Raw genomic sequence first — 18523 nt, 5'->3', positions numbered from 1 at the left:
ATGCTCTACGATCTTTCGCTTCGGATGGGTTACAGCTACGACGTGCCGGCCTCCGGCGCCCGCCACATCATGCGCCTGATGCCGCTGTCACTGACCAACCGGCAACGTCTGGTCGCCGGCTCGATCACCATCTCGCCGACGCCGGACGAGCAGTCGCATTTCGTCGATTTCTTCGATCATCCCGCCACCTCCTTCATGCTGCGCGCGCCGCACGAGACGCTCGACATTCGCATGCAGGCCCGCGTGCAGGTGGAAAGCCAGCCGATCGCCGCCGATTTCTCGCCATTGCTCGCCGACTTGCCGGAGGAGATATCAGGCATCTGGTCGCTGGCGCCGGATTCGCCGCACCATTTCCTCGGCGATAGCCCGCGCCTGACCCAAGCGCGCGAGATCAGCGACTTTGCCCGAAGCTGTGCCATGCCTGATCTGACGGCGATGCAGATCGCCCATGCGCTCTGTGCCCGCATCAACAAGAATTTCACCTACGACCCCGAGGCGACGACGGTGGACACGACGCCGCTCGAAGCATTCACGCTGAAGCGCGGCGTCTGCCAGGATTTCACCCACATCATGATCCTGGCGCTCCGGAGCCTCGGCATTCCGGCCGGCTACGTCTCCGGTTTCCTGCGCACCATCCCCCCACCGGGCAAGGAACGGCTGGAAGGTGCAGATGCCATGCATGCCTGGGTGCGGGTCTGGTGCGGCGAGACGATCGGCTGGATCGAACTCGACCCGACCAACAACATCGCCGCCGGCACCGACCACATCGTCGTCGCCTACGGCCGGGACTATTCCGACGTCGTCCCCGTCATCGGCGTGTTGAAAAGCTATGGCGGCCAACGCGCCGACCAGGCGGTCGACGTGATCCCGCTGAAATAATCCCAAAACTGGAAGAATCCGCCGATTCGTTAAAATTGTATTGACGTCGTAAGGACAACGGAAAGGAGGAGCGTGCCTAATGTCACCCACAGGGTCTATTTCGGGTGAACATGATGAGCACCTCTTTTTTGCATCCCTGCCTGCGTCGCATGTTCAGCGACCGTGGCGGTAATTTCGGTATGATGACGGCGATCCTGCTGCCCGTTCTTTTCGGTGCAGCCGGCATGGCGATCCAGGTGGGAGATATACTGCTCTCCAAACAGCAATTGCAGGAGGCCGCCGATTCCGCCGCGCTCGCAACCGCGACCGCGCTGGCGAACGGCACGATCCAGACTTCGCAGGCCGAGGCCTTCGCGCGGAATTTCGTCGCCGGACAAATGGCGAATTACCTGCAGAGCAGCGCCGATATTAAGAGCGCGACAGGCGTCGATATCAAGACAACGACGTCGGGCAAATCGACATCCTATCAGGTGACGGTTTCACCAAGTTACGACCTCACCGTCAACCCGCTGATGCAGGCGGTCGGTTTCAGCACGCAGCATCTTTCGACATCAAGCACGACCGTCGGCGGCCATTCGGAAACCCAGGGCTCGCTCTCGATGTATCTCGCGCTCGATAAATCAGGGTCGATGGGAGATCCTACCGAAACCGTCAACGTGGATGATCCGACGGAACCATTCACCTACGACTGCAACCTCCACTACAACAGCAAGAATAATAAGTGGGTTTACGACAAATGCACCGGCAGCCGCGCAAATTACTACACCAAGATAGAGGCGCTGAAGATCGCCGCCGGCAGTCTCTTTAGCCAGCTCAACAGCGCTGATCCCAATGCCGAATATGTGCGCACCGGCGCCGTATCCTACGATATCAATCAATACGCGCCGAGCAAGCTCGCTTGGGGGATCACCGCTGTCACGAGTTATGTCAACGCGCTTCAATCGGGAGGCGGCACGAATTCAAGCGGCGCAGTGAACACGGCTTACACATCTCTGACCGCCAAGAACGCCGCGGGCAATGACGCCGAGGACGCAGCTCACAAGCTCAAGACCGGGCAAGTACCCAAGAAGTACATCGTTTTCATGACCGATGGCGACAACAACGACGACAGCAGCTACGGCCGTTCATACGACACCTTGACCAAGGCAACATGCGACACCGCGAAATCCAAGGGCATCGAAATTTACACGATCGCCTTCATGGCGCCCGCGGGCGGACAGGCGCTGCTGCATTATTGCGCTTCCGATGACGCCCATTATTTCCAGGCGGAAAAAATGGAAGATCTGCTTGCCGCCTTCAAGGCGATCGGAGCGAAGGCCTCTGCACAGATGACACGTCTGACGAACTGATAAACGCTCGAGAAACGGGAACCAAAAAGCCGCTCCGGAACAAACCGGGGCGGCTTTTCGTTATCGCTATCCCATCCATCTGATCGGGAAAAGCGATTGAAATCAACCCCCTTGAACCCTGTGAATATGAAGGTTTCGCAATTTTTTCGTTTGTCCAAATCCTTTGTTGCAAGTGCTTAGTAACGATGCATAAACTGTCGTCGATGCGAGCGACAAATCGATTAGATCAGGCATAACATCCTGAAACCAAATTAAAATTGGCGAGACCTGACAATGAACACCGTTTCCAAGCCGGTTATCCCCTCCCCCGCCCCGCGCAGCTCAAAGCCGGAAATTCTCGCCGAAGAAATCATCGAACGCCTGACCTACCGCATCGGCAAGGATGCCAAGGTGGCAAAGCCGCATGACTGGCTGACGGCAACAATCCTGGTGGTGCGCGACCGCATCATCGACAGATGGATGGCCTCCACCCGCGAAGTTTACGCGACCGGCGCCAAGCGCGTTTATTATCTTTCCCTCGAATTCCTGATCGGCCGCCTGATGCGCGATGCCGTCTCGAACCTCGGGCTGATGGAGGAGGTGCGCGATGCACTCGCCTCGCTCGGCGTCGACGTCAACGTCATTGCCGGCCTCGAGCCGGATGCCGCCCTCGGCAACGGCGGCCTCGGCCGTCTGGCGGCCTGTTTCATGGAAAGCATGGCGACGGTCGACGTCCCCGCCTATGGCTACGGCATCCGCTATGTCCACGGCCTTTTCCGCCAGCAGTTGGCCGACGGCTGGCAGGTGGAGCTGCCGGAAAACTGGCTCGCCCACGGTAATCCCTGGGAGTTCGAGCGCCGCGAGAGCGCCTATGAAATCGGCTTCGGCGGCGCCGTCGAATTCATCACAACCCATGACGACCAGCCGCGTTACGTCTGGAAACCGGCCGAGCGCGTCATCGCCGCCGCCTTCGACACGCCGGCCGTCGGCTGGCGCGGCAAGCGCGTCAACACCTTGCGCCTCTGGTCGGCGCAGCCGATCGATCCGATCCTGCTCGATGCCTTCAATGCCGGCGACCACATCGGGGCGCTGCGCGAAAGCAACAAGGCCGAAAGCCTGACCCGGGTCCTCTATCCTGCCGACGCCACCCCGGCCGGCCAGGAACTGCGCCTGCGCCAGGAATTCTTCTTCTCCTCAGCCTCGCTGCAGGACATCCTGCGCCGTCATCTGCAGCAATATGACGATTTCACTTCGCTGCCGGACAAGGTAGCGATCCAGCTGAACGACACCCATCCCGCCGTCTCGGTCGCCGAACTCGTGCGTCTGCTCTGTGATGTACACGGGATGGATTTCGACCAGGCCTGGGATATCACCCGCCGGACCTTCTCCTACACCAACCACACGCTTCTGCCGGAAGCGCTGGAAAGCTGGGCGGTGCCGCTGTTCGAGCGTCTGCTGCCGCGCCACATGCAGATCATCTATGCGATCAACGCCAAGATTCTGATCGACGCGCGCAAAGGCAAAAACTTCTCCGACGGGGAAATCCGCTCGATCTCGCTGATCGATGAAAGTGGCGACCGCCGCGTGCGCATGGGTAACCTTGCTTTCGTCGGCTCGCATTCGATCAACGGCGTCTCTGCCCTGCACACCGACCTGATGAAGGTCACGGTCTTTGCCGACCTGCATAAACTCTATCCCAATCGCATCAACAACAAGACCAACGGCATCACGCCGCGCCGCTGGCTGCAGCAGTGCAATCCCGGTCTCACCGGCCTGATCCGCGAGGCGATCGGCGACGAATTCCTCGACGACGCCGAGAAGCTGCGCCCGCTCGAGGCGCATGCTTCGGATCCGAGCTTCCAGGAGAAGTTCGCAGCGGTAAAGCGGGCGAACAAGGTGGCGCTCTCCAACCTAGTCGCCAGCCGCATGGGCGTGAAGCTCGATCCGTCGGCGATATTCGACATCCAGATCAAGCGCATCCATGAATACAAGCGTCAGCTGCTGAACATCATCGAAGCCGTCGCGCTCTACGACCAGATCCGCTCGCATCCCGAGCTCGACTGGGTGCCGCGCGTGAAACTCTTCGCCGGCAAGGCGGCGCCGAGTTACTACAACGCCAAGCTGATCATCAAACTGATCAACGACGTCTCCCGCACGATCAACAATGATCCGTCGGTGCGCGGCCTGCTGAAGATCGTCTTCGTGCCGAATTACAATGTCTCGCTCGCCGAAGTCATGGTTCCGGCCGCCGACCTCTCCGAACAGATATCGACCGCCGGCATGGAAGCGTCCGGTACCGGCAACATGAAGTTCGGCTTGAACGGTGCGCTGACCATCGGCACGCTCGATGGCGCCAACGTCGAGATGCGCGACAATGTCGGCGAGGACAACATCGTCATCTTCGGCCTCAAGGCCGACGAGGTCTCAAAGGTCCGCAGCGATGGTCACAATCCCCGCGCCATCATCGAGGGCTCGCGCGAACTCGCCCAGGCGCTCGCTGCCATCAGCTCCGGCGTCTTCTCGCCCGATGACCGCAACCGTTACACGGCGCTGATCGACGGCATCTATTCGCACGACTGGTTCATGGTCGCTGCCGATTTCGACGCCTACGCCCAGGCGCAGCGCGAAGTCGATCAGATTTGGACCGACCAGTCCGCCTGGTACACCAAGACAATCAACAACACGGCGCGGATGGGCTGGTTCTCTTCCGACCGTACGATCAGGCAATATGCAGACGAAATCTGGAGAGCCGGATGAAAACGCCGAAAACCGTCCCTGAGGTAAAGCTTTCCTGGGAAATTTCGGCAGATGAAATCGCGGCGATCCTTGCCGGCTCGCATTCCAATCCCTTTGCCGTCCTAGGTGCACACCAGGCAGGCGATGCCTTCGTCGCCCGGTGCTTCATCCCGGGTGCCGAGGAAGTCACCGCGATGACGCTCGACGGCGGCGTCATCGGCGAACTGAAACAGCTCCATGCCGACGGCGTCTTCGCCGGCCCGGTTTCCCTCACCAAGCTCCAGCCGGTGCGTTACCGCGCCCGGCGCGGCGATGCCGAATGGGCTGTCACCGATCCCTACAGCTTCGGTCCGGTGCTCGGGCCGATGGACGATTATTTTGCCCGCCAAGGCTCACACCTGCGCCTGTTCGACAAGATGGGCGCCCACCTCATCAAGCATGATGGCGCCCAGGGCATCCATTTCGCCGTCTGGGCTCCGAATGCGCAGCGCGTTTCTGTCGTCGGTGATTTCAATAATTGGGATGGCCGCCGCCACGTCATGCGCTTCCGCTCCGATAGCGGCATCTGGGAAATCTTTGCCCCAGACGTACCGATCGGCGTTGCCTACAAGTTCGAAATCCGCGGCCAGGACGGCGTGCTGCTGCCGCTGAAGGCCGATCCCTTCGCCCGCCGCAGCGAACTCCGACCGAAGACCGCCTCTATCACCGCTGCCGATCTGGAACAGGAGTGGGATGACGAAGCTCATCTGAAGCACTGGCGCGAGACCGACAAGCGCCGCCAGCCGATCTCGATCTACGAGGTGCATGCCGCCTCATGGCGGCGCCGGGACGATGGCACGATGCTTTCCTGGGACGAGCTCGCCTCCAGCCTCATCCCTTATTGCGACGACATGGGCTTCACCCATATCGAATTCCTGCCGATCACCGAGCACCCCTACGACCCCTCCTGGGGTTACCAGACGACAGGTCTCTACGCACCGACCGCTCGTTTCGGCGAGCCGGAAGGTTTCGCCCGTTTCGTCAACGGCTGCCACAAGGTCGGCATCGGCGTCATCCTCGACTGGGTGCCAGCGCATTTCCCGACCGACGAGCACGGCCTCGGCTGGTTCGACGGCACGGCACTCTACGAGCACGAAGACCCGCGCAAGGGCTTCCACCCGGACTGGAGCACGGCGATCTACAATTTCGGCCGTACCGAGGTCGTTTCCTATCTCGTCAACAACGCGCTTTACTGGGCCGAGAAATTCCATCTCGACGGTCTGCGCGTCGATGCCGTCGCCTCGATGCTCTATCTCGATTATTCGCGCAAACACGGCGAATGGATCCCGAACGAATATGGCGGCAACGAAAACCTCGAAGCGGTCCGCTTTCTGCAGGACCTCAACATCCGCATCTACGGCAATCATTCCAACGTCATGACCATTGCCGAGGAATCGACCTCCTGGCCGAAGGTCTCGCAGCCGGTCCATGAAGGCGGCCTCGGCTTCGGCTTCAAGTGGAATATGGGCTTCATGCACGACACGCTGAGCTACATGAGCCGCGATCCCATATACCGCGGACACCATCACAACGAGCTTACCTTCGGCCTGCTTTACGCCTATTCCGAAAATTTCGTCCTGCCGCTCTCGCATGACGAGGTTGTCCATGGCAAAGGCTCGCTGATCGCAAAGATGCCGGGCGATGACTGGCAGAAATTCGCCAATCTGCGCGCCTACTACGCGTATATGTGGGGCTATCCCGGCAAGAAGCTGTTGTTCATGGGCCAGGAATTCGCCCAGTGGAGCGAGTGGAGCGAGGAGAAGTCGCTCGATTGGAACCTGCTGCAGTATCGCATGCATGAGGGCATGCGGCGCCTGGTGCGCGATCTCAATTTCACCTACCGCAGCAAGCCGGCGTTGCATGAACGCGATTGCGAGGGCGAAGGTTTTGAATGGCTCGTCGCCGACGACCACCAGAATTCGGTCTTTGCCTGGCTGCGCAAGTCGCCGGGCCAAAAGCCGGTCGCCGTCATCACCAATTTTACCCCCGTCTACCGCGAGAACTACACGATCCGCCTGCCCTCCGCAGGCCGCTGGCGGGAAATCCTGAATACCGATGCCGACATCTACGGCGGCAGCGGCAAGGGCAATGGCGGGCGCGTGCAGGCCGTCGATGCCGGCGGCGACATCACCTGCTCGATCACCTTGCCGCCCTTGGCGACAATCATGCTTGAACCTGAAAATTAGTGACTGGTGGGAGGAGAAAATGGTAGAGAAGCGCGTTCAGCCACTTGCCCGCGATGCAATGGCTTATGTTCTGGCCGGCGGCAGGGGGAGCCGTCTTAAGGAACTCACCGACCGGCGTGCCAAGCCGGCCGTCTATTTCGGCGGTAAGGCCCGCATCATCGATTTCGCCCTGTCGAACGCCCTGAATTCCGGCATCCGCCGCATCGGGGTTGCCACGCAATACAAGGCGCATTCGCTGATCCGCCATATGCAGCGCGGCTGGAACTTCTTTCGCCCTGAGCGCAACGAGAGCTTCGACATCCTGCCGGCCAGCCAGCGCGTTTCTGAAACGCAGTGGTACGAAGGCACAGCCGATGCCGTCTATCAGAACATCGACATCATCGAGGATTATGGTGTCGAATACATGGTCATTCTCGCCGGCGACCATGTCTACAAGATGGACTATGAATGGATGCTGCAGCAGCACGTCGATTCCGGCGCCGACGTCACCATCGGCTGCCTGGAAGTGCCACGCATGGAGGCGACAGGCTTCGGTGTCATGCACGTCAACGAGAAAGACGAGATCATCGCCTTCGTCGAGAAGCCGGCCGATCCGCCGCCCATTCCCGACAAGCCGGATTTCGCCCTCGCCTCGATGGGCATCTACGTCTTCCACACCAAGTTCCTGCTCGATGCGCTGCGCCGAGACGCCGCCGACCCGAACTCCAGCCGCGACTTCGGCAAGGACATCATCCCCTATATTGTCAACAACGGTAAGGCAGTCGCCCACCGTTTCGCCAAGTCCTGCGTCCGTTCCGATTTCGAGCACGAGCCCTATTGGCGCGACGTCGGCACGATCGACGCCTATTGGCAGGCCAATATCGACCTGACGGCGATCGTTCCGGAGCTTGATATCTACGACAAGTCCTGGCCGATCTGGACCTATGCCGAGATCACCCCGCCGGCGAAATTCGTCCACGACGACGAGGATCGCCGCGGCTCGGCCACCTCCTCCGTTGTCTCCGGCGACTGCATCATCTCCGGCGCCAGCCTCAACAACAGCCTGCTCTTTACCGGTGTCAGGGCCAACTCCTTCTCCAAATTGGAAGGAGCGGTCATCCTGCCGAACGTGAAGATCGGACGGCGGGCGCAGCTCAAGGATGTGGTGATCGACCATGGTGTCGTCATTCCGGAAGGCCTGGTCGTCGGTGAAGATCCGAAACTCGACGCCAAGCGCTTCCGGCGGACGGAAAGCGGCATCTGCCTGATCACCCAACCGATGATCGACAAGCTGGATATCTGACTTATGAAAGTTCTTTCGGTTTCATCCGAAGTCTTCCCTTTGATCAAGACAGGGGGCCTGGCCGATGTGTCAGGCGCCCTGCCGATTGCTCTGCAAGCCTTCGGGGTCGAGACCAAGACCCTTCTGCCCGGCTATCCCGCCGTCATGAAGGTCATTCGCGACCCGGTCGTCATGCTCGAACTCCCCGACCTGCTCGGTGAGCCGGCGACCGTACTTGAGGTCCAGCACGAGGGCCTCGATCTGCTCATTCTCGATGCGCCGGCCTATTACGACAGGCCGGGCGGCCCCTACGTCGATCCGCTCGGCAAGGACTATCCCGACAACTGGCGGCGTTTCGCCGCTCTATCGCTCGCCGCCTCCGAGATCGCCGCCGGCCTGCTGCCCGGCTGGCGGCCGGATCTCGTCCATACCCACGACTGGCAGGCGGCGCTGACCTCGGTCTACATGCGCTATTATCCGACGCCGGAACTGCCGAGCGTGCTGACCATCCACAATATCGCCTTCCAGGGCCAGTTCGGGTCCGAGATCTTTCCCGGCCTGCGCCTGCCCGCCCATGCCTTCGCCACCGACAGCATCGAATATTACGGAACTGTCGGTTTCCTCAAGGGTGGCCTGCAGACCGCCCATGCGATTACGACGGTCAGCCCGACCTATGCCGACGAGATTCTGACGCCGGAATTCGGCATGGGGCTCGAGGGCGTCATTGCCAGCCACATCGACAATCTGCACGGCATCGTCAACGGCGTCGACACCGATATCTGGAACCCGGCGACCGATCCCGTCGTCCACACCCATTACGGCGCGACGACGCTGAAGAACCGCGAGGAGAACCGTCGCTCGATCGCCGAATTCTTCCATCTCGACAATGACGACGCCCCGATTTTCTGCGTCATCAGCCGTCTCACCTGGCAGAAGGGCATGGATATCGTCGCCAACGTCGCCGACGAGATTGTTGCCATGGGCGGCAAGCTCGTTGTGCTCGGCTCCGGCGAAGCGGCACTTGAAGGCGCGTTGCTGGCCGCCGCCGCCCGCCATCCCGGCCGCATCGGCGTCTCGATCGGCTATAACGAGCCGATGTCGCATCTGATGCAGGCCGGCTGCGATGCGATCATCATCCCTTCGCGCTTCGAACCCTGCGGCCTGACCCAGCTTTACGGCCTGCGTTATGGCTGCGTGCCGATCGTCGCCCGCACCGGCGGACTGAATGACACGGTGATCGACGCCAATCACGCCGCACTTGCGGCGAAAGTGGCAACCGGCATACAATTCTCACCTGTGACGGAAACGGGCATGCTACAGGCAATCCGCCGTGCAATGCATTTTTACGCGGACCGGAAACTCTGGACCCAATTGCAAAAGCAAGGCATGAAATCGGATGTCTCCTGGGAGAAGAGCGCCGAACGCTACGCTGCCCTCTATTCAAGCCTCGTCTCGAAAGGCATGTGAACTAAAATGAACAAGTCTGTACCCACCACGCCCTATCTGGACCAGAAGCCCGGGACGTCGGGCCTGCGCAAGAAGGTTCCGGTGTTCCAGCAGCCGAACTATGCGGAGAACTTCATCCAGTCGATCTTCGATTCACTGGAAGGCTTTCAGGGCAAGTGCCTCGTCATCGGCGGCGACGGACGCTACTACAATCGCGAAGTCATCCAGAAGGCGATCAAGATGGCCGCCGCCAACGGCTTCGGCAAGGTCATGGTCGGCAAAGGCGGCATTCTGTCGACGCCGGCCGCCTCCCACATCATCCGCAAGTACAAGGCTTTCGGCGGCATCATTCTTTCCGCCAGCCACAATCCCGGCGGTCCGACCGAAGATTTCGGGATCAAATACAACATCAACAATGGCGGCCCGGCGCCGGAAAAGATCACCGACGCGATTTATGCACGCTCCAAGACGATCGACAGCTACAAGATCGCCGATTTCGCCGACGTCAATCTCGACCGCATCGGCAAGGACGAGCTTCCCGGCGGCACGATCCTGTCGGTCATCGACCCGGTCGAGGACTATGCCGCGCTGATGGAAGAGCTGTTCGATTTCGGCGCCATCCGCAACCTGATCAGCCTCGGCTTCCGCATTGCCTTCGATGGGATGAGCGCCGTCACCGGCCCCTATGCCAAGGAAATCTTCGAAAATCGCCTTGGCGCTCCCTTGGGATCGGTGCGCAACTTCATGCCGCTGCCGGATTTCGGCGGCCATCATCCGGACCCCAACCCGGTTCACTGCAAAGAACTCTTCGATGAGATGATGGGCGATGACGCGCCCGATTTCGGCGCCGCGTCCGATGGCGACGGCGACCGCAATCTGATTATCGGCCGCGGCATCTTCGTCACGCCCTCCGACAGCCTGGCGATTCTGGCCGCCAACGCCAATCTCGCTCCCGGCTATTCCGGCGGCCTTGCCGGCATCGCCCGCTCGATGCCGACATCGGGCGCGGCCGATCGTGTCGCTGAAAAGCGCGGCATCGGCATGTACGAAACGCCGACCGGATGGAAGTTCTTCGGCAACCTGCTCGACGCCGGCATGGCGACGATCTGCGGTGAGGAAAGCTCCGGCACCGGCTCCAGTCACGTCCGCGAAAAGGACGGCCTCTGGGCCGTGCTGCTGTGGCTGAACATTCTTGCCGTGCGCGGCGAGAGCGTCGCCGATATCGTCACCCAGCACTGGCAGACCTACGGCCGCAATTATTATTCGCGCCATGACTACGAAGGTCTCGACACCGATGCGGCGAACGGCCTTGTGGACAATCTCCGCAGCCAGCTTTCCACCCTGCCCGGCAAGAGCTTCGGCAGCCTGAAGGTCGAAAAGGCTGACGACTTCGCCTATCACGACCCTATCGACAAATCGGTGAGCGAGCATCAGGGTGTCCGCGTGCTCTTCGAAGGCGGCTCCCGCGTCGTCTTCCGCCTGTCCGGCACCGGCACGTCTGGCGCAACCTTGCGTGTCTATATCGAGCGCTACGAGCCGGATTCGACTCGCCACAACATCGAAACGCAGGAAGCGCTCGCCGATCTGATTGCGGCCGCCGAAAGCATTGCCAGCATTCGTGAACGCACGGGACGCGATGCGCCAACCGTGATCACCTGATCCGGGGGGAACATGCGGGGGAACAGTTCGGCGCAAAGCGGCGCGATCGTCTTCGAGACCGGCGTCGAATTTGGCGTGTGGTCGCATCATGCCGCACAAATCGAACTCTGCCTCTTCGAGGATGACGGCAACAGGGAGTTCGCGCGCTTGCCGATGGCGCGCGACAGCAACTACACCCACCGTCTCTTTGTCGACGGGCTGAAGGCGGGGGCTCGCTACGGCTATCGTGCCGACGGTATCTACGCCCCTGACAACGGCCTCTGGTACGATCCCTCCAAACTGCTGATCGATCCCTACGCCAAGGAAATCGATAGGCCGTTCCGCTACGATCCCCGCCTCGGCATCTATGGCGAGGATAGCCAGGATCTGATGCCGAAGGCGATCGTCACCACCGATACGCCTGCCGAAATCCGCAAGCCGCTCTTCAAACCGGGCGGCTTTATTTATGAAGTGGCGGTACGGCCCTTCACCATTCTCCATCCCGACGTGCCGGAGGCCGAGCGCGGCACGGTCGCTGCCCTTGCCCATCCCTCCGTCATCGCCCATCTGAAGCGGATCGGTGTCGATGCCGTCGAGCTGATGCCGATAACCGCCTGGATCGACGAACGCCACCTGCCGCCGCTCGGCCTCACCAATGGCTGGGGCTACAATCCCGTCGCCTTCATGGCGCTCGATCCGCGGCTCGCCCCCGGCGGCATGGCCGAGCTGCGCCAGACGGTCGCGGCCCTCCATGCCGAAGGCATCGCCGTCATCCTCGATCTCGTCTTCAACCATACCGGCGAGAGCGACCGTTACGGCGCGACGCTATCGCTGCGCGGTCTCGACAACCTGCATTATTATCGCCACGCCCACAGCAGCCCTAACGAGCTCGTCAACGACACCGGTACCGGCAATACGCTCGCCTGCGACCATCCAGAGGTCCGGCGTCTCATCATTGATAGCCTACGCCATTTCGTGTTGAACGCCGGCGTCGATGGCTTTCGCTTCGATCTTGCCCCGGTTCTCGGCCGCACCGCGACAGGCTTCGAGCGCGACGGCGGAACGCTTGCCGCGATCCTCGCCGACAAAGTGCTTGCCGACCGCATCATGATTGCCGAACCCTGGGATATCGGCCCGGGCGGTTATCAGCTCGGCAATTTCCCCAGCTCCTTCCTCGAATGGAACGATCGTGTTCGTGACGATCTGCGCTGCTACTGGCGCGGCGACGATTGGAAGACCGGCGCGCTGGCGACCGCACTCGCCGGCTCCTCCGACATCTTCTCCCGCAACGACGGCAGGCAGACGCGTAGCGTCAACTTCCTCGCCGCCCATGACGGCTTCACGCTGACAGATCTCGTCTCCTATGCCGGAAAGCACAATGACGCCAATGGCGAACACAATCGTGATGGCCACAACGAGAACCACTCGTGGAATGGCGGCGTCGAGGGAGAAACCGTCTATCCGACGATCCGCAAGCGCCGCCGGGACGATGTGACGGCGCTGATATCGACGCTGTTTGCCACCCGCGGCAGCATCATGCTGACGGCGGGCGACGAGGGCGGCCGCAGCCAGCACGGCAACAACAACGCCTATTGCCAGGACAACGAGATCACCTGGCTGGATTGGAAGGCGCTGGACGAAGGTCTGGTCGCCCATACCGCCTTCGTCGCAGGCCTGCGTCGCCGCTTCACCGCCTTCTCCGAAACGGGATTGCTGTCAGGAAACGGCGATGTCGAATGGATTTCGCTCTCCGGCGAGCCGATGACGGTTGTCGAATGGGAGACGCCGTCGCTTTCCACGCTCGGCATGCTGCTGTCGACCGGCGACCGCTCCTTGCGCGGCAGGCAGACCCGGCTTGCCGTGCTTTTCAACCGTTCGGGGGATCGCCAATTTTTCACGCTGCCGTCCGGGGCCGAGCCGGGCTGGCGCCAGTTGACACCGGAGGGCGCGAAGAAAATCGGCGACCGCGCAACCGTCGAGCCGCGGTCCGTCGCCTTTTTCGTAGAAAATTGACCGCAGCCTCTCGCTTGCGCAAATCCTTGTCGCAATCGTCACAAATGCACGATAAGGCTTGGGCCGGCGGCTTGTTTCACGAGGAATTTATGGTCACGGAAATTTCACTCTCCGACGTGCGGGGATTGATCGGCATGGAAACGGGCCTTTCGGATTGGATCACCGTCGACCAGACGATGATCGACGCTTTTGCAGGGGCAACCGACGACCATCAGTTCATTCATGTGGATCCTGAGCGCGCGGCGGCGGAGAGCCCTTTCGGCGGCACCATCGCCCACGGTTTCCTGACGCTATCTCTGCTGTCGACGCTGAACTACAATTGCCTGCCGAAAGTGCGCGAGCAGACCATGGGCATCAATTACGGTTTCGATCGCGTCCGCTTCATGACGCCGGTGAAAAGCGGCGCCCGCGTCCGTGGTCGCTTCCTGCTTTCCGACGCCCGCTTCCGCGGCGCCGGCATGCTGATGACCACCTATGACGTTTCGATCGAAATCGAAAACGAGAAGAAGCCGGCGCTGACCGCAAAATGGATCACCATTATCCAATTCGACCCCAAGGACCGTCCCGAGGACGTTTGAGCGAAACGCGGCTTGTTACTCGGCCGAATTGCAGACGGCTTCGAGTGCGTGCCCGTCCGGATCCATCACGAACGCCGCATAATAGTGTTCGCCGTAGTGGGCGCGCAAGCCTGGACCACCATTGTCACCGCCGCCATGTGCGATTGCCGCGACATGGAACTGATCGACCGCCTGGCGGCTCGGGGCGGCAAAGGCCAGATGAAAACCCGGGCCGGCCGGACGCTGGCCATCCGGCCGATGTTTGATCGCCAGTTTGTCTCCGCCGCCGGGAAGGCCGTAGCCGACCGCCTGTCCCGTCTGCCCCGGCCTCATGTCATCCCAGACCCTGACATAGCCGAGGGCACCAAGGGCGGCATCGTAAAATGCCGCTGACCGCTCGATATCGGAAACGCCGAGGGAGGCATGGTGCAGCATTCACCTATCCCTTGAATGAGACTTACGAAGCCGGGATCCGTACGGGCTCAATGGCCGGCGTCATGAGCCGCCTCGTTGAGCAGCCCGAAGACGAAATCCGAAAACGACCGCCAGCACTCCACCCGGAACGTGTCTTCTTCCGTGCGCAGAAGCACGATCTCCGCCTTGCCGAGGATCGTGCGCGACGCGGCTCCGACCGGAAAAGAAGACAACGACAGATCTTGCGGGCAGCCGGCGGCAAGCGTCTTTTCCGCACCCGGCCCCGAGACGATGATCGCGAGATTGCGGTGAGAAACGTCGGTCGCCGAATGCACGGCGCCCACGCGCGAAAGCACTGTCATCAGATCGGCGCCGTCCTCGTCGATCACCAGCCATTCGTCTGGCCCGATCCAGAGCACCGATCGGGCGCCGGCCCGGACCGATGTTTTCGGGGCGGTCGGCACGGATAGACCGAGCGCCGAGGAAAGCGCGGCAAGCGATTCCGCCGGGGCGCGCAGCGCCACCCGGCTTGCAGTGGGTGCGGTCGTCAGCCGCACCGTTGCGGAACCGCCGAGACGGCCGGCAAGCGCCGGTTTGCGAATTGCAACATCAGCCATGGATGCGGCCTCCTTCCTTGTCAAAGAACACCATATCCGTCACTTCGACGGCGATCGTCCGGTCCGCCATCGGCACATAGAGCGTCTCGCCCATCCGCGCCCGGCCGCCGGCGACGAGCGCGAAGGCGATCGACCTGCCGCAATTGTCCGACCAGTAGGCCGATGTGACGTGACCAAGCATGGTCATCGGCTTCGGCTCGTTCGGGCTTGCGACAATCTGCGCGCCTTCTTCGAGCACCAGCTTCGGGTCGTCGGTGATAAGGCCGACGAGCTGCTTGCGCCCATCCTTGACGAGGTCCGGCCGCTTCAGCCCGCGGATGCCGACAAAATCCGTCTTTTTCTTCGAGACCGCCCAAGAAAGTCCGGCGTCATCGGGAGTTACGGTCCCATCGGTATCCTGGCCGACGATGATGTAACCCTTCTCGGCGCGAAGCACATGCATCGTCTCGGTGCCGTAGACGCAGGCGCCGAGCGGCTCGGCATTGGCCCAGACCGCCTCGAGCACCGACTGGCCGTAATCGGCCGGCACGTTGATTTCGAAGCCGGTTTCACCGGTGAAGGAGACGCGGAAAAGCCGTGCTGGCACGCCACAGACCGTGCACTCGGCAACGCTCATATGCGGGAAGGCTTCGTTCGAAAGATCGAGCCCCTCGACCAGCGGCGCGACGATGTCGCGCGCCTTCGGTCCCTGCACGGCAATGACAGCCCATTGCTCGGTCACCGAGGTCAGCCATACCTTCAGATCCGGGAATTCCGTCTGCAGATAATCTTCCATGTGATGGAGAACGCGCGGCGCACCGCCGGTCGTCGTCGTCACATGGAAACGGTCGTCTGCCAGCCGTCCGACGACGCCGTCGTCATAAACGAAGCCGTCTTCGCGGGTCATGATGCCGTAGCGGGCCTTGCCGGGCTTCAGCGTGTCCCAGGCATTGGTATAGATGAGGTTGAGGAACTTCGCCGCATCCGGCCCCACCACCTCGATCTTGCCGAGCGTCGAGGCATCGAAGATGCCTGCCGCCTCGCGTGCCGTCCGGCATTCGCGGCCGACCGCCTCATGCATGGTCTCGCCCGCCCGCGGATAGAACCAGGCGCGCTTCCAGTTGCCGACATCCTCGAAGACCGCGCCGTGGGCTTCTTCCCAGTCGTGCAGCGGCGTCTTGCGCGTCGGATCGAACAGCTCTCCGCGCGAATGGCCGATCAGCGTGCCGTAGGTGACCGGTGTATAGGGCGCACGGAAAGTGGTGAGCCCGACTTGCGGGATTTCCTTGCCAAGCATTTCGGCGGCGATCGCCAGGCCGTGCATGTTAGAGAGCTTGCCCTGGTCGGAGGCCATGCCGTTGGTCGTGAAGCGCTTGATATGCTCGATCGAATGCATGCCCTCGCGCACGGCAAGGCGGATATCCTTGGCGCAGACGTCGTGCTGGAAATCGATGAAGGCCTTGGCATTGGTCTTCGGTCCGGCGCCTTCGGCAGCGCCGATCATGCCGCCTGTCCAGTCATAGGCCTGCTCGGCCGAAATTGCGATCTTCTCGCCGCTGCTTCCGCCGGTGGCCTGCGCCATCAGCTCGCCGGCGGCAAGCGATTCTTCGATCGTCCGCTGCAGGTCGTCGGTGCCGTTGCAGGCGCCGACCGAGAGGCAGTCCTGCGCATAGGAGCCGGGCAGGAAACGTTGGCTTTCGGCATCGAAGGCCACTTTGCCGCGCGACTGCGAAAACATATGCACCGACGGCGTCCAGCCGGCCGAAACCAGCAGCGCATCGACCGCGATCTTGCGCGGCGAACCACCGCCGTTGCGCGCCACCGTCATCGATGAGATGCGCAGCCGTCCCGACGTGTTGACGACCGACTGGCCGGCCAGAACATCGATGCCGAGCGCTCGCGCCTCTTCCAGCACCGCCGCTCCCGGCGCCTGCCTGCTATCGACGATGGCGGCGATCGACACACCGGATCGTTTCAGATCGAAAGCGGCCTCATAGGCCGAATCATGCGCCGTGTAGATGCCGACCTTGGTCCCGACGGCGACGCCGTAGTGATTGAGATACATCCGCCCCGCCGAGGCCAGCATGATGCCCGGCCGGTCGTTGTTCGGAAATACCATGTGCCGCTCGATCGCGCCGGTGGCCAGGATCACCCGCTTGGCCCGGACCTGCCATAACCGCTCGCGCGGCAGATCGCGGGAAGGCTTGGCGATATGATCGGTGACGCGCTCGGCAAGACCGACGAAATTGTGGTTGTAGTAGCCGAAGGCGGTCGTGCGGACCAGCACTTCGACATTGTCCATAGCCTTCAGGCGAGTCACGGCCTTCTGCGCCCAGCTATTGCCGTCCTGTCCGTCGATCGTCACGCCGGTATCGTAACGCAACGCCCCGCCCGCTTCCGCCTGCTCGTCGCACAGGATCACCCTGGCGCCGCTCTCGGCAGCGGCCAGCGCCGCTGAAAGCCCGGCAAGGCCGGCGCCAACCACCAGCACGTCGTAATGGGCATAGCGGCTGGCATAATGATCGGGATCCTCTTCCGTCGGCGCGACGCCGAGACCAGCGGCGCGACGAATGATCGGTTCGTAGACATGTTTCCAGGCGGCACGCGGCCACATGAAGGTCTTGTAGTAGAAACCGGCGGCGAAGAACGGCGACATCAGGTTGTTGACCGCGCCGACGTCGAAGGCAAGCGACGGCCAACGGTTCTGCGAGGTGACGATCATGCCGTCGAAAACTTCCTGCACGGTGGCGCGCACGTTCGGCTGCTTGCGCGCCGTATCGCGGGCAACGTCGATCAGCGCATTCGGCTCCTCGGCCCCTGCCGACAGAATGCCGCGGGCCCGGTGATATTTGAACGAACGGCCGACGAGATGCACACCGTTGGCGATCAGCGCCGAGGCGACGGTATCGCCTTCGAGCGCCGTATAGGTCTTGCCGTCGAAGCTGAAGCGCGCTGTTTTGGCCGGTGTCAGGCGCCCCTTGCCGACGATACGGTTCACGCCGCTCATTGCGCCTCTCCTTCCACGGCTTCATATGTCTCGACAGGCGCATGCTGCTGGGCCGCCGCACCGATCTCAGGCTTCGGTTCACCCGCCTTGTAAGTCACGATGAACTTGTCGCTCACCGTATCGCGCGCCGCGTTGAAGAAGCGCCCGCAGCCATGGATGTGCCGCCAGCGTTCGAAGATCAGCCCCTTCGGATTGTCGCGCATAAAGAAATAGGCCTCGAACTCCTCGTCCGAGATCGAGGCGATATCGGCGGGCCGCACGATATGCGCGTCACCGGCACCGCGGAACTCAAGCTCCGAGCGCTCTTCCTGACAGTAAGGGCAATGGATCAGCAGCATGTGTGATTTCCTTCTCCTCCCCTTCTCCCCAGCGGGAAGAAGGTGCCTGAAAGGCGGATGAGGGGGTGAGCGACGAAAGGAGCGA

The 18523-nt window shown here is 61.7% G+C and carries 13 protein-coding genes; 9 read left to right on the top strand and 4 right to left on the bottom strand.

Features of this window, described 5'->3' with window-relative positions; translation table 11 throughout:
• From HJB83_RS09375 to HJB83_RS09335, 9 genes are all read left to right on the top strand, one after another.
• Positions 1–879, top strand: coding sequence for a transglutaminase family protein (locus HJB83_RS09375; RefSeq protein WP_221131748.1), 879 nt, complete (start codon positions 1–3; stop codon positions 877–879).
• Between the two features lie 113 nt (positions 880–992).
• Positions 993–2228 carry a TadE/TadG family type IV pilus assembly protein gene (locus HJB83_RS09370; protein ID WP_221131747.1) on the top strand — a complete coding sequence of 412 codons (1236 nt, stop codon included), beginning with the start codon at positions 993–995 and terminating at the stop codon, positions 2226–2228.
• A 273-nt stretch (positions 2229–2501) separates the two neighbouring features.
• The gene (locus HJB83_RS09365; RefSeq protein ID WP_207581790.1) at positions 2502–4964 is read left to right on the top strand and encodes a glycogen/starch/alpha-glucan phosphorylase; all 2463 of its coding nucleotides are present in this window, start codon (positions 2502–2504) and stop codon (positions 4962–4964) included.
• Positions 4961–7168 carry a 1,4-alpha-glucan branching protein GlgB gene (glgB, locus tag HJB83_RS09360; RefSeq protein ID WP_207581791.1) on the top strand — a complete coding sequence of 736 codons (2208 nt, stop codon included), beginning with the start codon at positions 4961–4963 and terminating at the stop codon, positions 7166–7168. The genes HJB83_RS09365 and glgB overlap by 4 nt, the downstream gene beginning before the upstream one ends.
• Before the next feature lie 19 nt (positions 7169–7187).
• The gene (glgC, locus tag HJB83_RS09355) at positions 7188–8450 is read left to right on the top strand and encodes a glucose-1-phosphate adenylyltransferase (protein ID WP_207581792.1); all 1263 of its coding nucleotides are present in this window, start codon (positions 7188–7190) and stop codon (positions 8448–8450) included.
• A gap of 3 nt (positions 8451–8453) precedes the next feature.
• The gene (glgA, locus tag HJB83_RS09350) at positions 8454–9896 is read left to right on the top strand and encodes a glycogen synthase GlgA (protein WP_207581793.1); all 1443 of its coding nucleotides are present in this window, start codon (positions 8454–8456) and stop codon (positions 9894–9896) included.
• Positions 9897–9902: 6 nt separating this feature from the next.
• Positions 9903–11534: an alpha-D-glucose phosphate-specific phosphoglucomutase gene (locus HJB83_RS09345; RefSeq protein ID WP_207581794.1), complete on the top strand. Its 1632-nt coding sequence runs from the start codon at positions 9903–9905 to the stop codon at positions 11532–11534.
• A 12-nt stretch (positions 11535–11546) separates the two neighbouring features.
• Positions 11547–13526, top strand: a complete 1980-nt coding sequence (gene glgX / locus HJB83_RS09340; RefSeq protein ID WP_221116625.1) for a glycogen debranching protein GlgX — start codon at positions 11547–11549, stop codon at positions 13524–13526.
• Between the two features lie 89 nt (positions 13527–13615).
• Positions 13616–14104, top strand: a complete 489-nt coding sequence (locus HJB83_RS09335; RefSeq protein ID WP_207581796.1) for a MaoC family dehydratase — start codon at positions 13616–13618, stop codon at positions 14102–14104.
• 15 nt (positions 14105–14119) lie between these two features.
• On the opposite strand, the gene HJB83_RS09330 is transcribed toward HJB83_RS09335, so the two are convergent.
• From HJB83_RS09330 to HJB83_RS09315, 4 genes are read right to left on the bottom strand one after another with little or no spacing between them, the layout of a single operon-like run.
• On the bottom strand, positions 14120–14518 hold the full coding sequence (locus tag HJB83_RS09330; protein WP_207581797.1) for a VOC family protein: 399 nt from the start codon (positions 14516–14518) through the stop codon (positions 14120–14122).
• A 47-nt stretch (positions 14519–14565) separates the two neighbouring features.
• Complete coding sequence (locus HJB83_RS09325) at positions 14566–15114, bottom strand: sarcosine oxidase subunit gamma (protein ID WP_207581798.1); 549 nt, start codon at positions 15112–15114, stop codon at positions 14566–14568.
• Positions 15107–18100, bottom strand: a complete 2994-nt coding sequence (locus HJB83_RS09320) for a sarcosine oxidase subunit alpha (protein ID WP_221131746.1) — start codon at positions 18098–18100, stop codon at positions 15107–15109. Before HJB83_RS09320 ends, HJB83_RS09325 begins: the two co-directional genes overlap by 8 nt.
• Positions 18097–18438, bottom strand: a complete 342-nt coding sequence (locus HJB83_RS09315) for a sarcosine oxidase subunit delta (RefSeq protein WP_207581800.1) — start codon at positions 18436–18438, stop codon at positions 18097–18099. Before HJB83_RS09315 ends, HJB83_RS09320 begins: the two co-directional genes overlap by 4 nt.
• Between the last annotated feature and the right edge of the window lie 85 nt (positions 18439–18523).

It is taken from the genome of Rhizobium sp. NZLR11, assembly GCF_019685115.1.
In the GTDB taxonomy this organism is placed as follows: Bacteria; Pseudomonadota; Alphaproteobacteria; order Rhizobiales; family Rhizobiaceae; genus Rhizobium.
The sequence above is the reverse complement of the archived record's forward strand: the minus strand, read 5'-3'. Positions and strand labels throughout refer to the sequence as shown.